This window comes from Pantoea sp. GbtcB22 (assembly GCF_019091025.1).
GTDB classification, from domain to species: domain Bacteria; phylum Pseudomonadota; class Gammaproteobacteria; order Enterobacterales; family Enterobacteriaceae; genus Pantoea; species Pantoea leporis.
On the sequence record NZ_JAGXKB010000001.1, the window covers coordinates 118,175 to 133,916 of the forward strand.

The 15,742-nt window shown below is 53.0% G+C and carries 11 protein-coding genes and 1 pseudogene; all 12 read left to right on the forward strand.

The genetic code is table 11. The annotated features are described in order from the left end of the window. Positions 1-8: 8 nt before the first annotated feature. Positions 9-1,016: pseudogene (locus tag KVT28_RS00580) on the forward strand (DUF2345 domain-containing protein); the annotation flags it as partial. Between the two features lie 15 nt (positions 1,017-1,031). Beyond that, complete coding sequence (locus tag KVT28_RS00585; RefSeq protein ID WP_146001313.1) at positions 1,032-1,784, forward strand: hypothetical protein; 753 nt, start codon at positions 1,032-1,034, stop codon at positions 1,782-1,784. 315 nt (positions 1,785-2,099) lie between these two features. Further along, positions 2,100-2,873, forward strand: a complete 774-nt coding sequence (locus tag KVT28_RS00590; protein ID WP_146001314.1) for a hypothetical protein — start codon at positions 2,100-2,102, stop codon at positions 2,871-2,873. Next, positions 2,870-4,861 carry a DUF3274 domain-containing protein gene (locus tag KVT28_RS00595; protein ID WP_217546320.1) on the forward strand — a complete coding sequence of 664 codons (1,992 nt, stop codon included), beginning with the start codon at positions 2,870-2,872 and terminating at the stop codon, positions 4,859-4,861. The genes KVT28_RS00590 and KVT28_RS00595 overlap by 4 nt, the downstream gene beginning before the upstream one ends. A gap of 392 nt (positions 4,862-5,253) precedes the next feature. Beyond that, positions 5,254-5,517: a PAAR domain-containing protein gene (locus tag KVT28_RS00600; protein WP_101764078.1), complete on the forward strand. Its 264-nt coding sequence runs from the start codon at positions 5,254-5,256 to the stop codon at positions 5,515-5,517. Next, complete coding sequence (locus KVT28_RS00605; RefSeq protein WP_101764079.1) at positions 5,517-6,956, forward strand: hypothetical protein; 1,440 nt, start codon at positions 5,517-5,519, stop codon at positions 6,954-6,956. Before KVT28_RS00600 ends, KVT28_RS00605 begins: the two co-directional genes overlap by 1 nt. Next, complete coding sequence (locus KVT28_RS00610) at positions 6,956-10,336, forward strand: ImcF-related family protein (RefSeq protein ID WP_217546323.1); 3,381 nt, start codon at positions 6,956-6,958, stop codon at positions 10,334-10,336. The genes KVT28_RS00605 and KVT28_RS00610 overlap by 1 nt, the downstream gene beginning before the upstream one ends. Continuing rightward, positions 10,336-11,907, forward strand: coding sequence for a type VI secretion system protein TssA (gene tssA / locus KVT28_RS00615; protein WP_101764081.1), 1,572 nt, complete (start codon positions 10,336-10,338; stop codon positions 11,905-11,907). Before KVT28_RS00610 ends, tssA begins: the two co-directional genes overlap by 1 nt. Before the next feature lie 63 nt (positions 11,908-11,970). Continuing rightward, positions 11,971-13,725 (forward strand): type VI secretion system baseplate subunit TssF, encoded by a 1,755-nt coding sequence (tssF, locus tag KVT28_RS00620; RefSeq protein WP_217546325.1) that lies wholly within the window; start codon positions 11,971-11,973, stop codon positions 13,723-13,725. Further along, positions 13,689-14,756: a type VI secretion system baseplate subunit TssG gene (gene tssG, locus KVT28_RS00625; protein ID WP_217546327.1), complete on the forward strand. Its 1,068-nt coding sequence runs from the start codon at positions 13,689-13,691 to the stop codon at positions 14,754-14,756. Before tssF ends, tssG begins: the two co-directional genes overlap by 37 nt. Then, positions 14,734-15,270: a type VI secretion system lipoprotein TssJ gene (tssJ, locus tag KVT28_RS00630; RefSeq protein WP_217546330.1), complete on the forward strand. Its 537-nt coding sequence runs from the start codon at positions 14,734-14,736 to the stop codon at positions 15,268-15,270. The genes tssG and tssJ overlap by 23 nt, the downstream gene beginning before the upstream one ends. After that, positions 15,267-15,722 carry a type VI secretion system baseplate subunit TssE gene (gene tssE, locus KVT28_RS00635; RefSeq protein WP_217546332.1) on the forward strand — a complete coding sequence of 152 codons (456 nt, stop codon included), beginning with the start codon at positions 15,267-15,269 and terminating at the stop codon, positions 15,720-15,722. The genes tssJ and tssE overlap by 4 nt, the downstream gene beginning before the upstream one ends. Positions 15,723-15,742 lie beyond the last annotated feature (20 nt).

Genomic DNA, 15,742 nt, shown 5'->3' on the forward strand with positions numbered 1-15,742 from the left:
TGATCCTGAACTACAGGCGCAACGTGCTGCGCACGCCTGCGAACAACAAGCTGCGCCTCGATGACACGCGCGGCCAGGAGCACATCAAGCTCAGTACCGAATACGGTGGCAAGAGCCAGCTGAATCTTGGGCATCTGGTCGATGGCGAGCGTCAGCCGCGCGGCGAAGGCTTTGAGCTGCGCACCGACGGCTGGCGCGCCATCCGGGCTGGCAAAGAGCTGTTTATCAGCGCCGATGGGCAGGCAGCGGCACAGGGTAAGCAGAAGGACATGGAGGCGGCGCTGTCGCGTCTGTCCGCCGCGCTGACGGAAATGCAGTCGCTGGCGGCCAGCGCGCAGCAGGCGCTGCTGCAGAAAAAGATAGAAGACATGCAGCAGGAAGTGCTGCTGGGCAGCGCGCCGCAGGGCGTGGCGCTGGTGAGCGGCGGGAATATGCAGCTGTCGGCGCAGGATAACCTGACGCTGACCGCCGGAAAGCAGATGGACCTCGGCGCGCAGAAGAACTTCACCGTGGCGGCAGGCAAACAAATCAGCCTGTACAGCCGCGAGGGCGCGACGCTGTTTACTTTCCGGGGCGATATCGACGTGCAGGCGCAGGGCGGAAACGTGACGACCTGGTCAACGCAGGACACTCATATTTCGAGCGGCAGGAAGCTGGTCGTGACGGCGCAGGATGAGCTGACGCTGATTTGCGGCGGCGGTTATATCAGGCTTAAAGGCGGCAACGTGGAGATTGGCGGACCGGGCAAACTGCTGGTTAAAAATGCGGGCATAAGTAAAGCTGGTGCAGCGAATATGGAAGGTGTGATGAAGTCATTTTCACCAGAAACTTTTGATGAGAAGTTTGTCGCCACAAATGCGTTAACAGGTCATCCGATAGCCAACCTGCCTTACCGCATTACTAAGCCGGGAGGAAAAGTGATTGAGGGAGTTACTTCTGCTTCTGGCGAGACAGAACTAGCTCAATCTGAAATTGTTGACGATATGATCCTGACATTTAATCCGGCATTAAAATAACATCGGGGTATTACAATGGTTAATACTGAAAGTAAAACTATGAGCAGAAGAAAGAAAATAACATTAGCTATATTAATTTCTCTAGCAGTTGTTATGGTTGTTGTCTGGAATTTTGTATTACCTATGATAGCAGCTACTGGAGGTGGAAGTTTTGGTTATGGCTTTCCAAGTGGTTCTGGCGGTCGGGCTATCAGGAGTGTTGAGATCGATGTTGATCCGCAAGTTGTCTATCGCATAGATGATCATCGTTTTTTCACCTTTGAAAATTATGTGAGTTGTAGCAGTGGTGGATTTGTATATTACAATGACACAAATAAAAGAATTAAGAAGCTCGCTGGAATAGAGGGCAGTGATAAAAAACTTCAGAATGAGGTTTCTATCAGTGAGCGTAATGATGTTTTATCTTTTATTGGTAAATTTATCTACTCTGCTGGAGATAATATCATTGCATATCCTACTAGGGATATTAACTATAAGTATGGTAATTCTACTCACTTTATATCTTTTCAGGATGTAAATGACTCATCAAAGGATTCCTTTATGAAAGTTGCTGGTCCAAATATTTCCATCATAGTCATGAGTGATTCTGTACTTGCTAAAACAAGTATTTTGAGTGAGTTTTACTACAGTCATAAGGCGCCATTAAATTCAGGTGATTATAATTTTATCAATGATGAAGACTTAGTATTGAATAGTGCGTCAATAGATGATCGTTTTCATTGTAATGAAAGTATCAAACCTAGAAAAATAAAGTACATTTCTAACTGACAGGATGTTCACTAATATGAAGAATGGAAAAGAACCAACGCGAGATGTTGCTTGTTTTTTTAGTGATAACGGGAGTCCTCAATTTCGAAGCAGTCTTTCACCAAAAAGTGTTCAAGTCAGGGCTGAATGTAAGCATCCTCCTCGTTAACGGGTCATCCGATATTCAACCTGCCGTATTGCACCACCATGCCGGGTGGTAAGACTATTGAGAGCGTAGTTTCTGCATCTGCCGAGACAAAACTAGCTCAATCTGAAATTGTTTACGATAAGATCCTGACATTTAATCCGGTATCAAAATAATATTGGGGTATTACAATGGATAATACTGAAAGTAAAACTATGAGCAGAAGAAAGAAAATAATATTAGCTATATTAATTTCTCTTGCAGTGGTGATGATTGTTGTTTGGAATTTTGTATTACCTATGATAGCAGCTACTGTAGGTGGAAGTTTTGGTTATGGCTTTCCAAGTGGTTCGGGCGGTCGGGCTATCAGGAGTGTTGAGATCGATGTTGACCCGCAAGTGGTTTATCGCATAGACAATCATCGCTTCTTTACTTTAGAGAATTATGTCAGTTGTCACAGTGGTGGGCTTGTGTATTACAATGATACAAACAAAAAGATAAAGATATTCGCTGGGCTGGAAGGTGACGATAAAAATCCTCAAGATGAATTCTCAATAAGTAGACAGAATGATGTTTTATCTTTTAATGGTGAGTTTATCTATGCTGCAGGTGATGATTTAATTTCATACCCCCATCGCTTTGTTAACTATAAATATGGGAATTCGGAGCATTATATAGTTAGCGAAAGTTTAAGGGAGGGGGCTAAGTCGCACAAAAGTGAAAATATACTTCCAAGTGATACAGTGATTGTTACCAATGATGCAGTTTATATACAGGATAGAATTCACAAGGAATTATTAAAGCGAATAATATCCATCGGAAGTAAAGATAAGGTTGGCAAATGGATTGATAACCCAGATTTCAAAATTGAGGCGCAATCAATTGATGAACGATTCCACTGTGATGACAATATCAAACCTCGAAGCATTAGGTATTTAAAGGCTAGTAGTGGAGTTATGAAATGAATAAAGTGAACGATCCTACTCGCGAGTCTAATTGTTTTCTTGGCGATAACGGGAATCCTTATTTTAAAAGCAGTCCGTCTCCAAAAAGTATTAAAGTAAGGGCAGAGTGTAAACATCCTATACATCACCCTGGGATCATTTTATTCGTGCATGGTGTTAATTCCACTGGAGAGTGGTATTCAACAGCAGAAAGAAATATATGTGAAGGGCTTAATGAACGCTTGGGTTTAAAATCAACATCTTTTGAACTGATTCCTAATAAATATAACTGTGACAATATATTTGATTTAGAAGGTTATAAATTGGATCGGGTGTTGCTTAATGCGGGTGAGGCTAATTCCCCGGTGGTTCCTTTTTATTGGGGTTATAGAGCAGTTGATGGTGAAGAAGGAACATATGAAATACCGTTAGTTAATAAAAATAATGAAGACTACCATCTTCTTAAAGAAAAAGGATTGAAATTAGAAGAATTGAGAGGGAAAGGCCCTTGGTTCTGGGGAGGAGGGCCATTCCAAAACGGAACAAATAATTTGGTATCACTTTGGAGTGATGTCGGATTTAATGAGAGGATGCGTTATTTAGGTCTGGAAGTGCAGGATTTTGCACCAGACTTTGACCGTTTGCTCAAGACTGCACCACCAAGGAAATATTATGCACATGCAGCAAAGCGCTTGGCTGATTTGATGGATTCTATCCGTGATAAATTTCCACGAGACACTGTTAGTGTAATATCTCACAGTCAGGGAACCATGATTGCTCTAGCAGCAACGTCACTAGCTAAGAAAGCACCTGATTGTCTCTTCATTTTGAATTCACCTTATGCAATGGAACCGAAAATTACGGATAAATTCTCTACACAAGATAAAGAGATCATTACAGACACCGCACGCGAACAGACTCTTGAGGCAATTATTAATAGAATAGCTGAGCGCTCTAATTTTCTGCAACCGGATAAATACAATCAATTGTCTGTTGGTAAATCTTCAGACAATCAACCTTGGACACCAGATATATTTCATAAATCTTCATCGGGAAAAAAGATCCCTGAAAGAGATAATCACGGTAGGTTATATATATATTGTAACCCACACGACAGGGTCATGGGATCATCTCCTCTATTAAGCCTTGGTTGGCAAGGATTGCCTAATAGTGGGTTGGAGCAACAACCACATAAATTAATTACGGCCCACAAAGGACATTTATTTCAACGAATGATGGCACGTTCGACCTCTTGTGGGGCCGCGCCGAATTTTAAAACCCCCTTTTGGCCTTTGCCTGACGGAAAACCTTTTTGGGATGATGGCGGTAATTACCCAACATATTCTACGCCAAAATATCAAACCATTACTATTAATTCAGAAGAGGTTCCTAAACCTATTTTTGCTGACCAAATGACCGATTTTGACGTTAAACGTCTAGGTGATGGTAGTGAATGGGATGAAATGCCCATTTCCCATAAGGGAAAGGGTTGGGGACAATTTTCCGAAAAATCTGACAAAGATGAAAAGTCAGTTGTTGTTCCTAATGATGATACGTTTAATAACTTTGTTGTGCTGTATCCCAAAAAAGAAGTTCCAACAGGTGCTTATCAACCATCAGGCAAAGCATTCCCTCAGTTTGAGCCAGTGATGCGTCTTGAAACTGATGAGGAGAGACGTATTCGCGTAGGTGCTTATATTTCTCAACCAACCGATCACAGTACATTACCTAATAGCCCTGACTTTATGCGACGGGTAGTCACCTATGATTTTCCTATTGGTTTTTGTGATGCTACTTGGGATAAGAATTTTATGGCAAAGTTGCGTGATATGGCAGACTGGACTAAGGGATATGACACTTATTTTGAAACAGGCCAGCTAAACATCCCACCAATTCCAGCTGAAATATTCACAGAAACCATTTCTGATGTAGAACTCGAAAAGAGAAAGGCTGAATGGTATGAAATGAATAAAAAAATTAATTCACGAACATCAATTAACTTTGGGTGATGTTACTTGTTTTTGTATTGCAAGTTAAAATTTAATTAAGAGTTGGTTGATTTTTAATGAGGAAAGAATGCTTGGGGTAATTTATCTGGTGATGTTTTTATACGCAATCTTATCAGGCAGTGTTCTGACGTTGATATATTGGGTCTTAACTAAAAGAAGTGGCTTGAATTATGTGGTTGTGTTTTTTCTGTTAGTTTCTTTTTCTTTCTGCGTTTTTAATGTTCTCGATTATCATGGTGTTCCGATAATTAGATGATTCTTTGGAGTTAATGCCTTACTTGTCCTTCTTTTGTTTAGGTGATTTTAAATGACATTTAATGATTCCGCCTAGTCAGTTTTATTAAATAAGTTATTCCACCCGCCGTTCAGTAAATAAAATATAGGTCATAATAATGGGCAAACTCGCAATCGTCTTGGGAGATTCTACGTCTCACGGCGGCAAAGTCACATCTGCATCATCTACTTTCGATATTCAGGGAAAAAATGCCGCCCTGCTGCATGATACGGTGTCCTGCCCATTACATGGCACCAACCGTATTATCGAATGCGATGTTGCATCTTATGAAGAAAATGGCCGTGGGATCGTAATACATGGCTGCAAAACGGAATGTGGCTCGGTGGTTATCGCCAGCCTGCCGGATATGGAGATCGGCTAATGGGATGGTCAGTACCGGAAGTGCCTGAGCGGACACCCGCCAGCGCATGTTCTCCGTGGATCTGTTTTTTTATTATTTTCTTTTGCGTATTAATCAGTGTTGCCTGGCTTTTATTTTCTGGTTCAGCGGAAGAACTGTCTTCCCTTTCATCCGGAGCCTGGCTGCCGCTGGCCGCAGCGATGCTGGTGAGTGTGATGGCAATCCTGACGGTGTATTTATTAGGCTGGGAAGTTCAGGCTCTGAAAGCTTTTTACTGGAACAGCTGGCGACTGAATGTGCATGCCGCCTGGCAGCAGCATGCCCATCAGCATCTGTGCGTGGTTAATCAGATAAATTTAACGGTGAGCACGGATTGCGTCCCTCAGTTAACAGGGCTGGTCGCAAAAAAAGACGTTATTGATAAACCCACCACATTGCTGGCCGGTGAAGCGCTCATCCCCGGCATTTCACGCTTTGAGCAGCTTAGCCAGGCGCTGCTGAAGCAGGTAGCACTATCGTTAGCAAACTGGTATCCCGGTGGTGCGCTCACCGTTGTCATCCAGACCTCGGCCGCCTCTCTGGAGCAGGAAAAGCAGCGTGTTGCGTCACTGTGGAAACAGCATGCACTGCCGTGGACGCCCACCTTTCATGTGTTGCCCGCTGAGTATCCTTTTGAGTTCTGGAATAACCAGTTGCTGGCATCGCACAACCCGGTACTGATTCTGGCAATCCATTATCGTCAGGTAAATGAAACCCTGGCTGAATTTGCCAGCGCGTTATTACTCGCGCCCCCGTCACTGCTTTCTGCTGTTCAGCAACGAGAAACCGTAAAAGTCTTTCGGGCGATGCCGCTGCAAACCAGCGAACTCTCAGCCGAGCTAAAAGAGCTTAAAGAGATGAACCAGCAACCATCTTCATCTGTTGGGCTGGTGTGGTTCAGCGGACTCACCGCCCCTCAGCGTCAGCAACTGACGTCTGCCGTATTTGAACTGCCGTTGTCTCTTCGCAGTTCCGCGCCGATGGCGGGACTCATTGATTTTGATGAAGGCTGCGATCGTTACGGCCACCTTGCCGGCTGGCTGATGCCCGTTGCGGCAATCGAAGCCGTCAATTACGACATGGGTAGCCAGTGGCTGGTGTGGGCCGATGATAAACAGGCTTGGGCGATGGTGGCTGGCAGGAAAATGCCGCTGATGAACACTTCCCCCGAACGGGCGCAGGCCGCGCCTTTCCCTGCCGGTGGAATGATGCTGGCGGTGCTGCTTAATACTCTTCTTATCTGGTCTTTAGGTTTTGCCTTCCCGGTCTGGTTATTTTCGTGGTGGGGAACGATCACTTTACTGGCCGTACTTGGCGTGACCTTACCGGGTCTGGCATTCGCGTTACGAAAGGTGGTGGCCAGCGCGCTGCTGCCGGGATTTTTCCGTGCTGCCGGTGAGCACGAAAGGAATAAAAAATAATGAAAAACTTCTTTCGTCTGCTGGGGTACGGGCTCGTTGCCGTGTCCGTTTTACTGCTTTTTTTATTCCTGCTATCCCAGCTAAAAGCCTTACCCGTTGAAGCAACCACCCGTCAGTTTTGGTTACCGTTGACGGGATTTGTTTTTCTCGCGTGCCTGATATGTACGGTGATTTTCTTCTTATTCAGTCCGTTGAATGCGGGCGTCCCGGTCAGGCCATCGGGTGACAAAAAAGAAGATATGCCTGCCTCTGCCACTGCTTCCACATGCCTGGCGAGCGATATGAGCAACTATCTTCGCTCACGCTACAACCTCTTCTGGCGCAGCAAAGTTCGTCTGCTTCTGGTGGTCGGCGACGACGCCGCGATCAGCCCGCTTGTACCGGGACTCGGCAAAAATGTGTGGATGGAGGGTAACCGGACGGTTCTTATTTACGGTGGTAGCCTCGATGCTCAGTTAGATGCTGAAAAATACGCCGCGCTGCGCAAGCTGCGCCGCAGCCGTCCGCTGGACGGCATTGTGCTGGTTCAGGATTCAAATTCCACCCTGACACCACAAAAAAGCGATGCAGCGATGCGCTCGCTGGAGAAGATTGCCGCCGCGCTGCGCTGGCGCGCGCCGGTGTGGATCTGGCAGCTTGGACGCAGTGACTGGCCGCAGCCAGAGCGTGAGAACAACGCGGTAGGCGCAGTGTTTCCGGCCAAAGCGCTGCCGGAAAATGTTGCGCAGCAGCTTGAAAGCTTGATCGCGCCACTGCGTGATCGCGGTCTGGCACAGGTCGATCACAGCCTCAGTAACGACTGGCTGCTGCGCCTGTCGCAGCAGTTCGGCAGCGGTGAAAGTCAGGCCTGGCAGCAGCGCTTAGCGCCCTGGCTGGACCCCGCGCGCCGCAGTTTGCTGCGTGGTCTGATGTTCAGCCTGCCTGAAGCAAAGCCTGTACTTGACAGCCTGCATCCTCACGCATTAACCGACAGCGCGCTCTGGCAGGGCATCGCGTCAGACCGCGCCAGAGGTCGTCGCACCGGGCTGCCTTGGGAACAGACCCTGGCCTGGTCGCTGCTGAGCCTGATGCTGCTCGCTGGCGCGGGCATGCTGGCGTCTTCGCTGTTCAACCGTCATCAGATTGTCAGCGCGGCGGATAAAGCCGAGGTATTGGTGAATTCAACGAAGGTTGATGATGCGCAGCTCATTGCGCTGCACGGCCTGCGTAACGATCTCGGTCAGCAGCAGCACTGGCTGGAGCACGGTGCGCCCTGGTATCAGCGCTTCGGCATTAACCATACGCAGCAGCTGCATGATGCGCTGCTGCCGTGGTACGGCGTCGCGGCGCAGCGGCTGATCCACGAACCGGCGCGCATCGCGCTGGAAGATAAGCTGAACTATCTGGCCAGCCTGCCTGCTGCCAGCCCGCTGCGCGCCACGCTGGCGCAGCCGGGGTATAAGCAGTTAAAGGCCTGGCTGATGATGGCGCGCCCGGAGCGTGCCGAACCGGCGTTTTATGCGCAGACCATGGCGACCGTTCAGCCGGAATATCCAGGCATTTCAACGTCGTTGTGGCAGACGCTGGCCCCGGATTTGTGGGCATTCTATGCCGCGTCGTTGCCGTCCCAGCCCGGCTGGCGCATCAAACCCAATGCGTCGCTGCTGAGTCAGGTACGTCAGGTTCTGCTGCTGCAGACCGGCCAGCGCAACGCCGAGATGACACTGTATCAGAACGTCCTGCGCGACGTGCGCCGCAACTACACCGACCTGACGCTGGAAGATATGACGCCGGGCACCGATATGCGCCGGCTGTTCAGCAGTGACGACAGAGTTCCGGGCGTGTTTACTCGCCAGGCGTGGGAAGGCGGCGTGCGCCAGGAGATTGAGAAAGCGGCCAACACCCGTCGCGATGAAATCGACTGGGTGCTCAGCGACAGCCGCAGCGCGGTGCCGCAGGAGATTTCCCCGGAGGCGCTGAAGGCCCGTTTAACGCAACGTTATTTCAGTGACTTCGCCGCCAGCTGGCTTAACTTCCTCAACGGTATCAGGCTCAATCCGGCGCAGAACATCGCCGACGTTACGGATCAGCTGACGCTGATGAGCGACGTGCGCCAGTCGCCTCTGATTGCATTAATGAACACGCTGGCGTGGCAGGGCCAGACCGGCCAGCAGCGTGAGGCGCTGTCAGACACGCTGATCAACTCGGCCAAAGACCTGATTGGCCAGAAAGACAAGCCGGTTATCAGCCAGAAAGCTACCGGCCCTGAAGGACCGCTGGATGTGACCTTCGGCCCATTGCTGGCGCTGACCGGCAAAAACAGCGGCTCTCAGCTGATGGCCGCCGACAGCAGCCTGACGCTGCAAACCTATCTCACCCGCATCACCCGCGTGCGCCTGCGTCTGCAGCAGGTGGCCGCCGCGCCGGATCCACAGGAGATGTTGCAAACCCTGGCGCAGACGGTTTTCCAGGGCAAAAGCGTTGACCTTACTGATACGCAGCAATACGGCAGCCTGATGGCGGCGAGCCTCGGCGAAGAGTGGAGCGGCTTTGGCCAGACGATGTTCGTGCAGCCGCTGACGCAGGCGTGGGAAACCATCCTGCAACCGTCTGCGGTGAGCCTGAACGCGCAGTGGCAGCGCTCCATCGTGGAAAACTGGCGCACCGCGTTTGACGGACGCTATCCATTCGCGGCGGGACAAAGTGACGCGTCACTGCCGATGCTGGCGGAGTTTATCCGCCGCGATGCCGGGCGCATCGACAGCTTCCTCAGCAGCCGCCTCGGTGGCGTACTACAGAAAGAGGGCAGCAGCTGGGTGCCGGATGCAGCACACAGTCAGGGACTGACGTTTAATTCCGCTTTCCTCAAGGCGGTGAATCAGCTGCGCGAGCTGTCCGACATTCTGTTTACTGACGGCACGCAGGGCATCAGTTTTGAACTACAGGGCCGCGCTGCGCCAGACGTGGTGGAAACCCAGCTGATGCTTGATGGTCAGCCGCTGCGCTACTTCAACCAGATGGCGACGTGGCAGGCGATGCGCTGGCCGGGCGACAGCCTGAAGCCGGGTACGTTGCTGACCTGGACCGGTGTGAAAAGCAGTGCACAGATTTACGGTGATTATCCCGGCACCTGGGGCTTTATCCGCTGGCTGGAGCAGGCCAAACGTGAACGTCTCGATCGCAGCCGCTGGTTGCTGAGCTTCACCACGCCGGATAAGCGTACGCTGACGTGGGTGCTGCGCACGCAGATGCGCGACGGCCCGCTGGCGCTGCTGCGCCTGCGCGGCTTTACGCTGCCGACGGAAATATTCAGCGTCGATGCTGCCAGTGCCTCCGAGGCGATGGCCCCGCGCGACGCCGTTACGGATGACGTCATTACCGACATGGAGGGAGCAGAATAATGAGCGCAATGACCGAACTGGTGCACGCCTGCGGCGTGGATGAGTCCACGCTGAGAACCGATGCACAACAACGCTGCAGCAACTGGACGCGCTGGCTGGAACCGATCAGTGAAGCGTTGCCCGCCGGAGACGATCCGGCTTACGACGATCAGTTTATGCAGATCCGTGAAGAGGTGAACAAGCTTTCCGGCTTTGATACCGACACCATCGCCCGCCTGTCGGAATCGCTGCTGACAACCGTGAGCAAGGATATCCGGGTTATCACCTTTTACGCGTGGGCGCGCCTGCATCAGGACGGCGAGCAGGGGCTGGCGGAAGGACTGGAACTGCTGGCCGCCGCGCTGCAGAAGTTTGGTGGAAAGCTTCATCCACAACGCAGCCGCAGTCGGCAGGGCGCGCTGGCCTGGCTCGGCAGCGCCAGAATGCTCGACAGCCTGACGTTATGGCCGGAAGCCGATGTCGCGCGGGTTTGCCGCATTAGCGGTGCATTGCTGCTGATTGAAGATGCACTTAATGAAGATGAACGCAACGGGCTTCAGCCGCTGTTGCGCGCACTGGAGCTGCGTTTAGCTCAGAACGGGGGTGCCAGCGCGATGGTGCCACTCAACAGCCCGACACATAGGGACGTGGATGATTCGTCGCTTGCTGAACTCGCGCCGGTTAACTCCGGTGAAACTTTGAAGGCACAGGCGAAAGTGTTGGCAAACTACCTGCGCGAGCAGCCCGGCGGCTGGCTTTCCGCCCACCATCTGATGAAAAGCGTACGTTGGGATACCATCCTCAATCTTCCCGCGCTTGGAACCGGCGGCAATACGCGTCTGCCGCCGCCAAAACCCGATCACCGTGCGCACCTTAAGCGCCTGTATCTGCAGCAAAGCTGGACGGAACTGCTGGAACTGACGGACTCGCTGTTTGCGCAGGCCATCAATCACGTGTGGTTCGATCTTCAGTGGTACGCCTGTGAAGCGCTGAATCGTCAGGACAAGGGCGCGGCGCTGGCGAACATTGTGCAGCAGGATTTGCATGGACTTTTATCAAGGCTGCCGGGACTGGAAACGCTCTCGTATTCAGACGGCACACCGTTTGCCGATGAGGTGACGCGCAACTGGATCGCGCAAAAAGTGATGAGCGACGTGGGCTTTGCGGAGAGCGACACGCTGGTTGCAGGACCTGACAACGACATCCTGTCCCTGGAAAACGAGGCGGTGGATAAAGCGGAATCGGAAAGCGTGGAAGCCGCACTGGCATGGCTGCAGATGCGTCCGGGCACCAATAGTTTGCGAGATCAGTGGTTAATACGTCTGCTAATGGCGCGAGTGTGCGAGCAATTCGGTAAAAGTGAAATGGCGCTGTATCTGCTGGATGAACTCAATCAGCATGCCGGCGCACTGACGCTTGCGCAGTGGGAACCAACCTTATTATTCGAAGTGCGCGCCCGGCGGCTGAAGCTGCTGCGTGCCCGAGCCGCGCGCAGTGAAAGTGAACGTACGCGCATCCAGCCGGAAATGGACTCGCTGTTATCCGGCCTCATCACGCTTGACCCGGTCAGGGCCGCCATCCTCTGCAGCTGACTTCTGCTTTTTAACTTCCTGTTGCCTGACTGGTTCGGGCTGCACATTACTGATGTGAATACCATGGACGATTTAACTCTGCGTTATTACGACGCTGAAATGCGCTACCTTCAGGAAGCTGGCGAAGAGTTCGCACGCGCGCATCCTGAGCAGGCGGCGATGCTCAATCTGGACAAAGCCGGCGCGCGCGATCCCTACGTTGAACGACTGTTCGAAGGCTTTGCCTTTATGGTCGGTCGCCTGCGTGAAAAGCTCGACGACGATCTGCCGGAACTCACCGAAGGGCTGGTCAGCCTGCTGTGGCCACACTATCTGCGCACCATTCCGTCGATGTCGGTGGTGGAGTTCACGCCCGACTGGCGTGAGATGAAAGAGCCAATGCGGCTGGCACGCGGCTTTGAAGTAATCTCACGTCCGGTAGGGGAAAAAGGCACGCGCTGTCGCTACACCACCACGCGCGACGTGCAGGTGCTGCCGCTGGCGCTGGAGTCGGCAAAATTAACCACCGATGCCGCCGGACGCTCAGTTGTTCGCCTGCGTTTCAACGGCGGCGCGCTGGCCGACTGGAGCCGCATCGACGTCAGCCGCATTCCGCTCTATCTCAACGCTGATGCGCCGCTGGCCTGTGCGCTGCATGAAGCATTGACGCTTAACGTCGCCAGCATCGCACTGCGTTTGCCTGGTGAAACCGACAGCCGCCGCTTTGACGGGCACTTCAGCGCACAGGGCTTCAGCGAGGAAGATCGTCTGTGGCCGGGCGATGAGGGCAGCTTCAGCGGCTATCAGCTGCTGCTGGAATACTTCACCTTCCGCGAGAAGTTTATGGCGGTGAATCTGCGCGGGCTGGAACAGATTGCACTGCCCGCGTCGCTGCCATGGTTTGAAATCGACGTAGTGCTGGCCGAGCGCTGGGAGCACGATTTTCAGTTCAGTGAAAAACATCTGCGCCTTAACGCCGTGCCGGTGATTAACCTGTTTGCGATGGAATCCGATCCGCTGATGATCAACGGATTGCAGACCGAATATATGCTGCGCCCGATGCGCGTGCAGGACGGCCATACCGAAATCTACTCGGTGGATTCGGTGATTTCCTCGAAAGGGCTGCCGTACGTGCCGTTCAGCAGCTTCCGCCACAAAGGCGGCATGCTGCGTCACGAAGCGCCGGAACATTACTATCACACGCGCGTGCGGCGCGGGCCGTCCGGGCTGCATGAAACCTGGATGATCCTCGGCGGCGAAGCCTTTGATAATCACAGCCTGCCGGAGAACGAAAGCCTGTCGGTGAGCGTCACCGGCACCAACGGCCAGCTGCCGCGTCGCGCGCTGCAGAGCACGCTGCTGGATACCGCCGTCAGCAGCACCGACGTGGCGATGCAGATGCGCAACCTGTGCGCGCCAACGCTGCCGTGCTATCCGCCCAATCGTGATCGCTTTCACTGGCGCGTGCTGAGCCATCTCGGCTCGAGTTTTCTGTGGATGATGGATAACGCCGAGGTGCTGCGCGGCACGCTGGCGCTGTACGACTGGACACACAGCGAAATGAACCGCCGCCGTCTGGACGCCATCCTGCACGTCTGCCACAAAGAGACCGAACGCTTTGAGCAGGGTTATCTTCTACGCGGCGTGCAGATTGAAATCACCCTCGACAGCAGCGGCTTTGCCGGCAGCGGCGATATCTGCCTGTTTGGCGAAATGCTCAGCCGCTTCTTCGCGTTGTATACCGACATTCACCTGTTTAACCGTCTGATTTTAATCCTGCAGCCAACCGGAGAGCGCCTCGAATGGGAAGAGAAGCACAATCGCCGCATCTCCGGCTGACGCCACGACTGGAGCAGGAGCTGACGCGGCTGAACTTTTACCGTTTCTGTCAGCTGATAGAGCATCAGCATAAAGATAAGCCGCCGCTCGGCAGCACCAGCAAACCGCAGAACGACGCGGTGCGGCTACTGCCGCATCCCGGCATGGGGTTTCCGGCGGGTGAATTGAAGGCGTTTGAGTACAGTGAAACAGATGCCGTCGCGCCGCCGGTGGTGCGTACCACTTTTTTAGGTTTATACGGCGTGGATTCGCCGCTGCCGGGCAGCTACATAGATGATATTACCCAGCGCGATGAAGGGCATGAAGCGCTGCAGGGCTTTCTCGATATTTTTAACCACCGCATCCTGACGCAGTTTTATCGCATCTGGCGCAAATACTCGTATCCGGCGACCTTCGAAGCGGGCGGTGGCGACAGCACTTCGCAGTCGCTGCTCGGGCTGGTGGGATTGGGTATTCCCGGCACCGGCAGGCATATCGCCACGCCGGTTTCACGCTTTCTGGCGCTGCTCGGCGTCATGCGTCAGCCGGGCAGAACGGAAGAGGGCATTCGCGCGCTGGTGCGTTTGCTTGCGCCGAACACCTCGGTGACCGTGCAGCCGTACTGTCTGCGTCCGGTGCCGGTGAGTCATCCGCTGGAGTGCGAGTTCGTGCTGGATGGCAACGCGCCACTCGGCGATGAGGCGATGGATGCCAACAGCCAGCTGCTGATCGAACTGCAAACCGCCTGCCCGAACGAAGCCGAACGCTGGCTGCCGGACGGCCAGTTGTATCAGGATTTTCTGGTGATGCTGCGGGTTTATCTCGGCTGGCGCTATCGCGCGCGCATCCGGCTGTGTCTGGAGACGCAACTGCTGGCCCCGCCAGAGCTGGGCGATGCGCCGTTCTGGCTCGGCATGACCGGCGTGCTGGGCGCGGACGAAGCGTGCAGCGACATCCCCCAAACTTTTACTACTGAACTGGGTTGCTATGCAGGCATGCGCCCGGTCAAACCCTGCGAGGAGCAGCGACGTGTCAGTTACCACTTTGATTAAAATTTTGATGTGCAGCGCACTGTTGCTGCTTGGCGGCTGCGGTTTGCAGCAGAAAGTCACCGATGGATCCGTCGCGGCGTTTGACGCGATTTTCTACAAGCAGATTAAAACCCTGCATCTGGATTTCAGCGCGCGTGAAAGCCTCAACAGCGACAGCCGCGAGCATAATCCGCTGTCGCAGCCGGTGATGGTGCGCGTGTTCCAGCTCAGCGAGCGCAAAGCTTTTGACGGCGCGGTATATCAGCAACTGATCGGCGATGCGGCGGACGTGCTCAAAGCCGAACTCCTCGCCGACCGCGATGTGGTGCTGACGCCGGGCGGCGACGTTTCGCTGAATATGCCGATGGAAAAAGAAGCTAAATTTGTCGCGGTAGTCGCGTTGTTCCAGCAGCCGGATATGGCGAAAAACAGCTGGCGGCTGGTGCTGGAGCGCAACGATTTAGACCCGGATAAAGCGCGCGTGATTGAATTAAGCAGCAACAGCCTGCGCCTGATCACCGAGGCAAAACCATGAGTGGCGGCAATCATCAACCTTCGCTGTATGAGCTGCTGAAAGGCAGCTTCGCGGGTGGGCTGGAGCTGGACCGTGTGAAGGAACAGGATCAGGTGATCCTCTCCGTGCTCGATAACATGCAGCGCATCCTCAATACTCGCGCCGGATCGCTGTCGCATATCCCCGATTATGGCCTGCCCGATATGACGCGCATCCTGCAGGGCATGCCCGGCACCGCGCATCAGCTGCTGTATACGCTCTCTGAGGTGCTGCTGAAATACGAGCCGCGCCTGAAGCGCATTGACGTGGTGTTACTGGAACAGAGCATGCCCGGCGAATTGCGCTATGTCATTGATGCCGAACTCAAAGAGGGCGGATTGGTGCGCTTCGGCACCGAATTTATGCCGGAAGGGCGCGTGATGATCCGTCACATGAAACAGCAGCAATATCTGGATGCCAGGGCATCTGTTTAATTTTTTTGCCTGATTAGGGC

Excerpts from the sequence above, each read along its gene's own strand:
- KVT28_RS00585 (WP_146001313.1), top strand. The coding sequence starts at position 1,032 with ATGGTTAATACTGAAAGTAAAACTATGAGCAGAAGAAAGAAAATAACA.
- KVT28_RS00590 (WP_146001314.1), top strand. The coding sequence starts at position 2,100 with ATGGATAATACTGAAAGTAAAACTATGAGCAGAAGAAAGAAAATAATA.
- KVT28_RS00595 (WP_217546320.1), top strand. The coding sequence starts at position 2,870 with ATGAATAAAGTGAACGATCCTACTCGCGAGTCTAATTGTTTTCTTGGC.
- KVT28_RS00600 (WP_101764078.1), top strand. The coding sequence starts at position 5,254 with ATGGGCAAACTCGCAATCGTCTTGGGAGATTCTACGTCTCACGGCGGC.
- KVT28_RS00605 (WP_101764079.1), top strand. The coding sequence starts at position 5,517 with ATGGGATGGTCAGTACCGGAAGTGCCTGAGCGGACACCCGCCAGCGCA.
- KVT28_RS00610 (WP_217546323.1), top strand. The coding sequence starts at position 6,956 with ATGAAAAACTTCTTTCGTCTGCTGGGGTACGGGCTCGTTGCCGTGTCC.
- tssA (WP_101764081.1), top strand. The coding sequence starts at position 10,336 with ATGAGCGCAATGACCGAACTGGTGCACGCCTGCGGCGTGGATGAGTCC.
- tssF (WP_217546325.1), top strand. The coding sequence starts at position 11,971 with ATGGACGATTTAACTCTGCGTTATTACGACGCTGAAATGCGCTACCTT.
- tssG (WP_217546327.1), top strand. The coding sequence starts at position 13,689 with ATGGGAAGAGAAGCACAATCGCCGCATCTCCGGCTGACGCCACGACTG.
- tssE (WP_217546332.1), top strand. The coding sequence starts at position 15,267 with ATGAGTGGCGGCAATCATCAACCTTCGCTGTATGAGCTGCTGAAAGGC.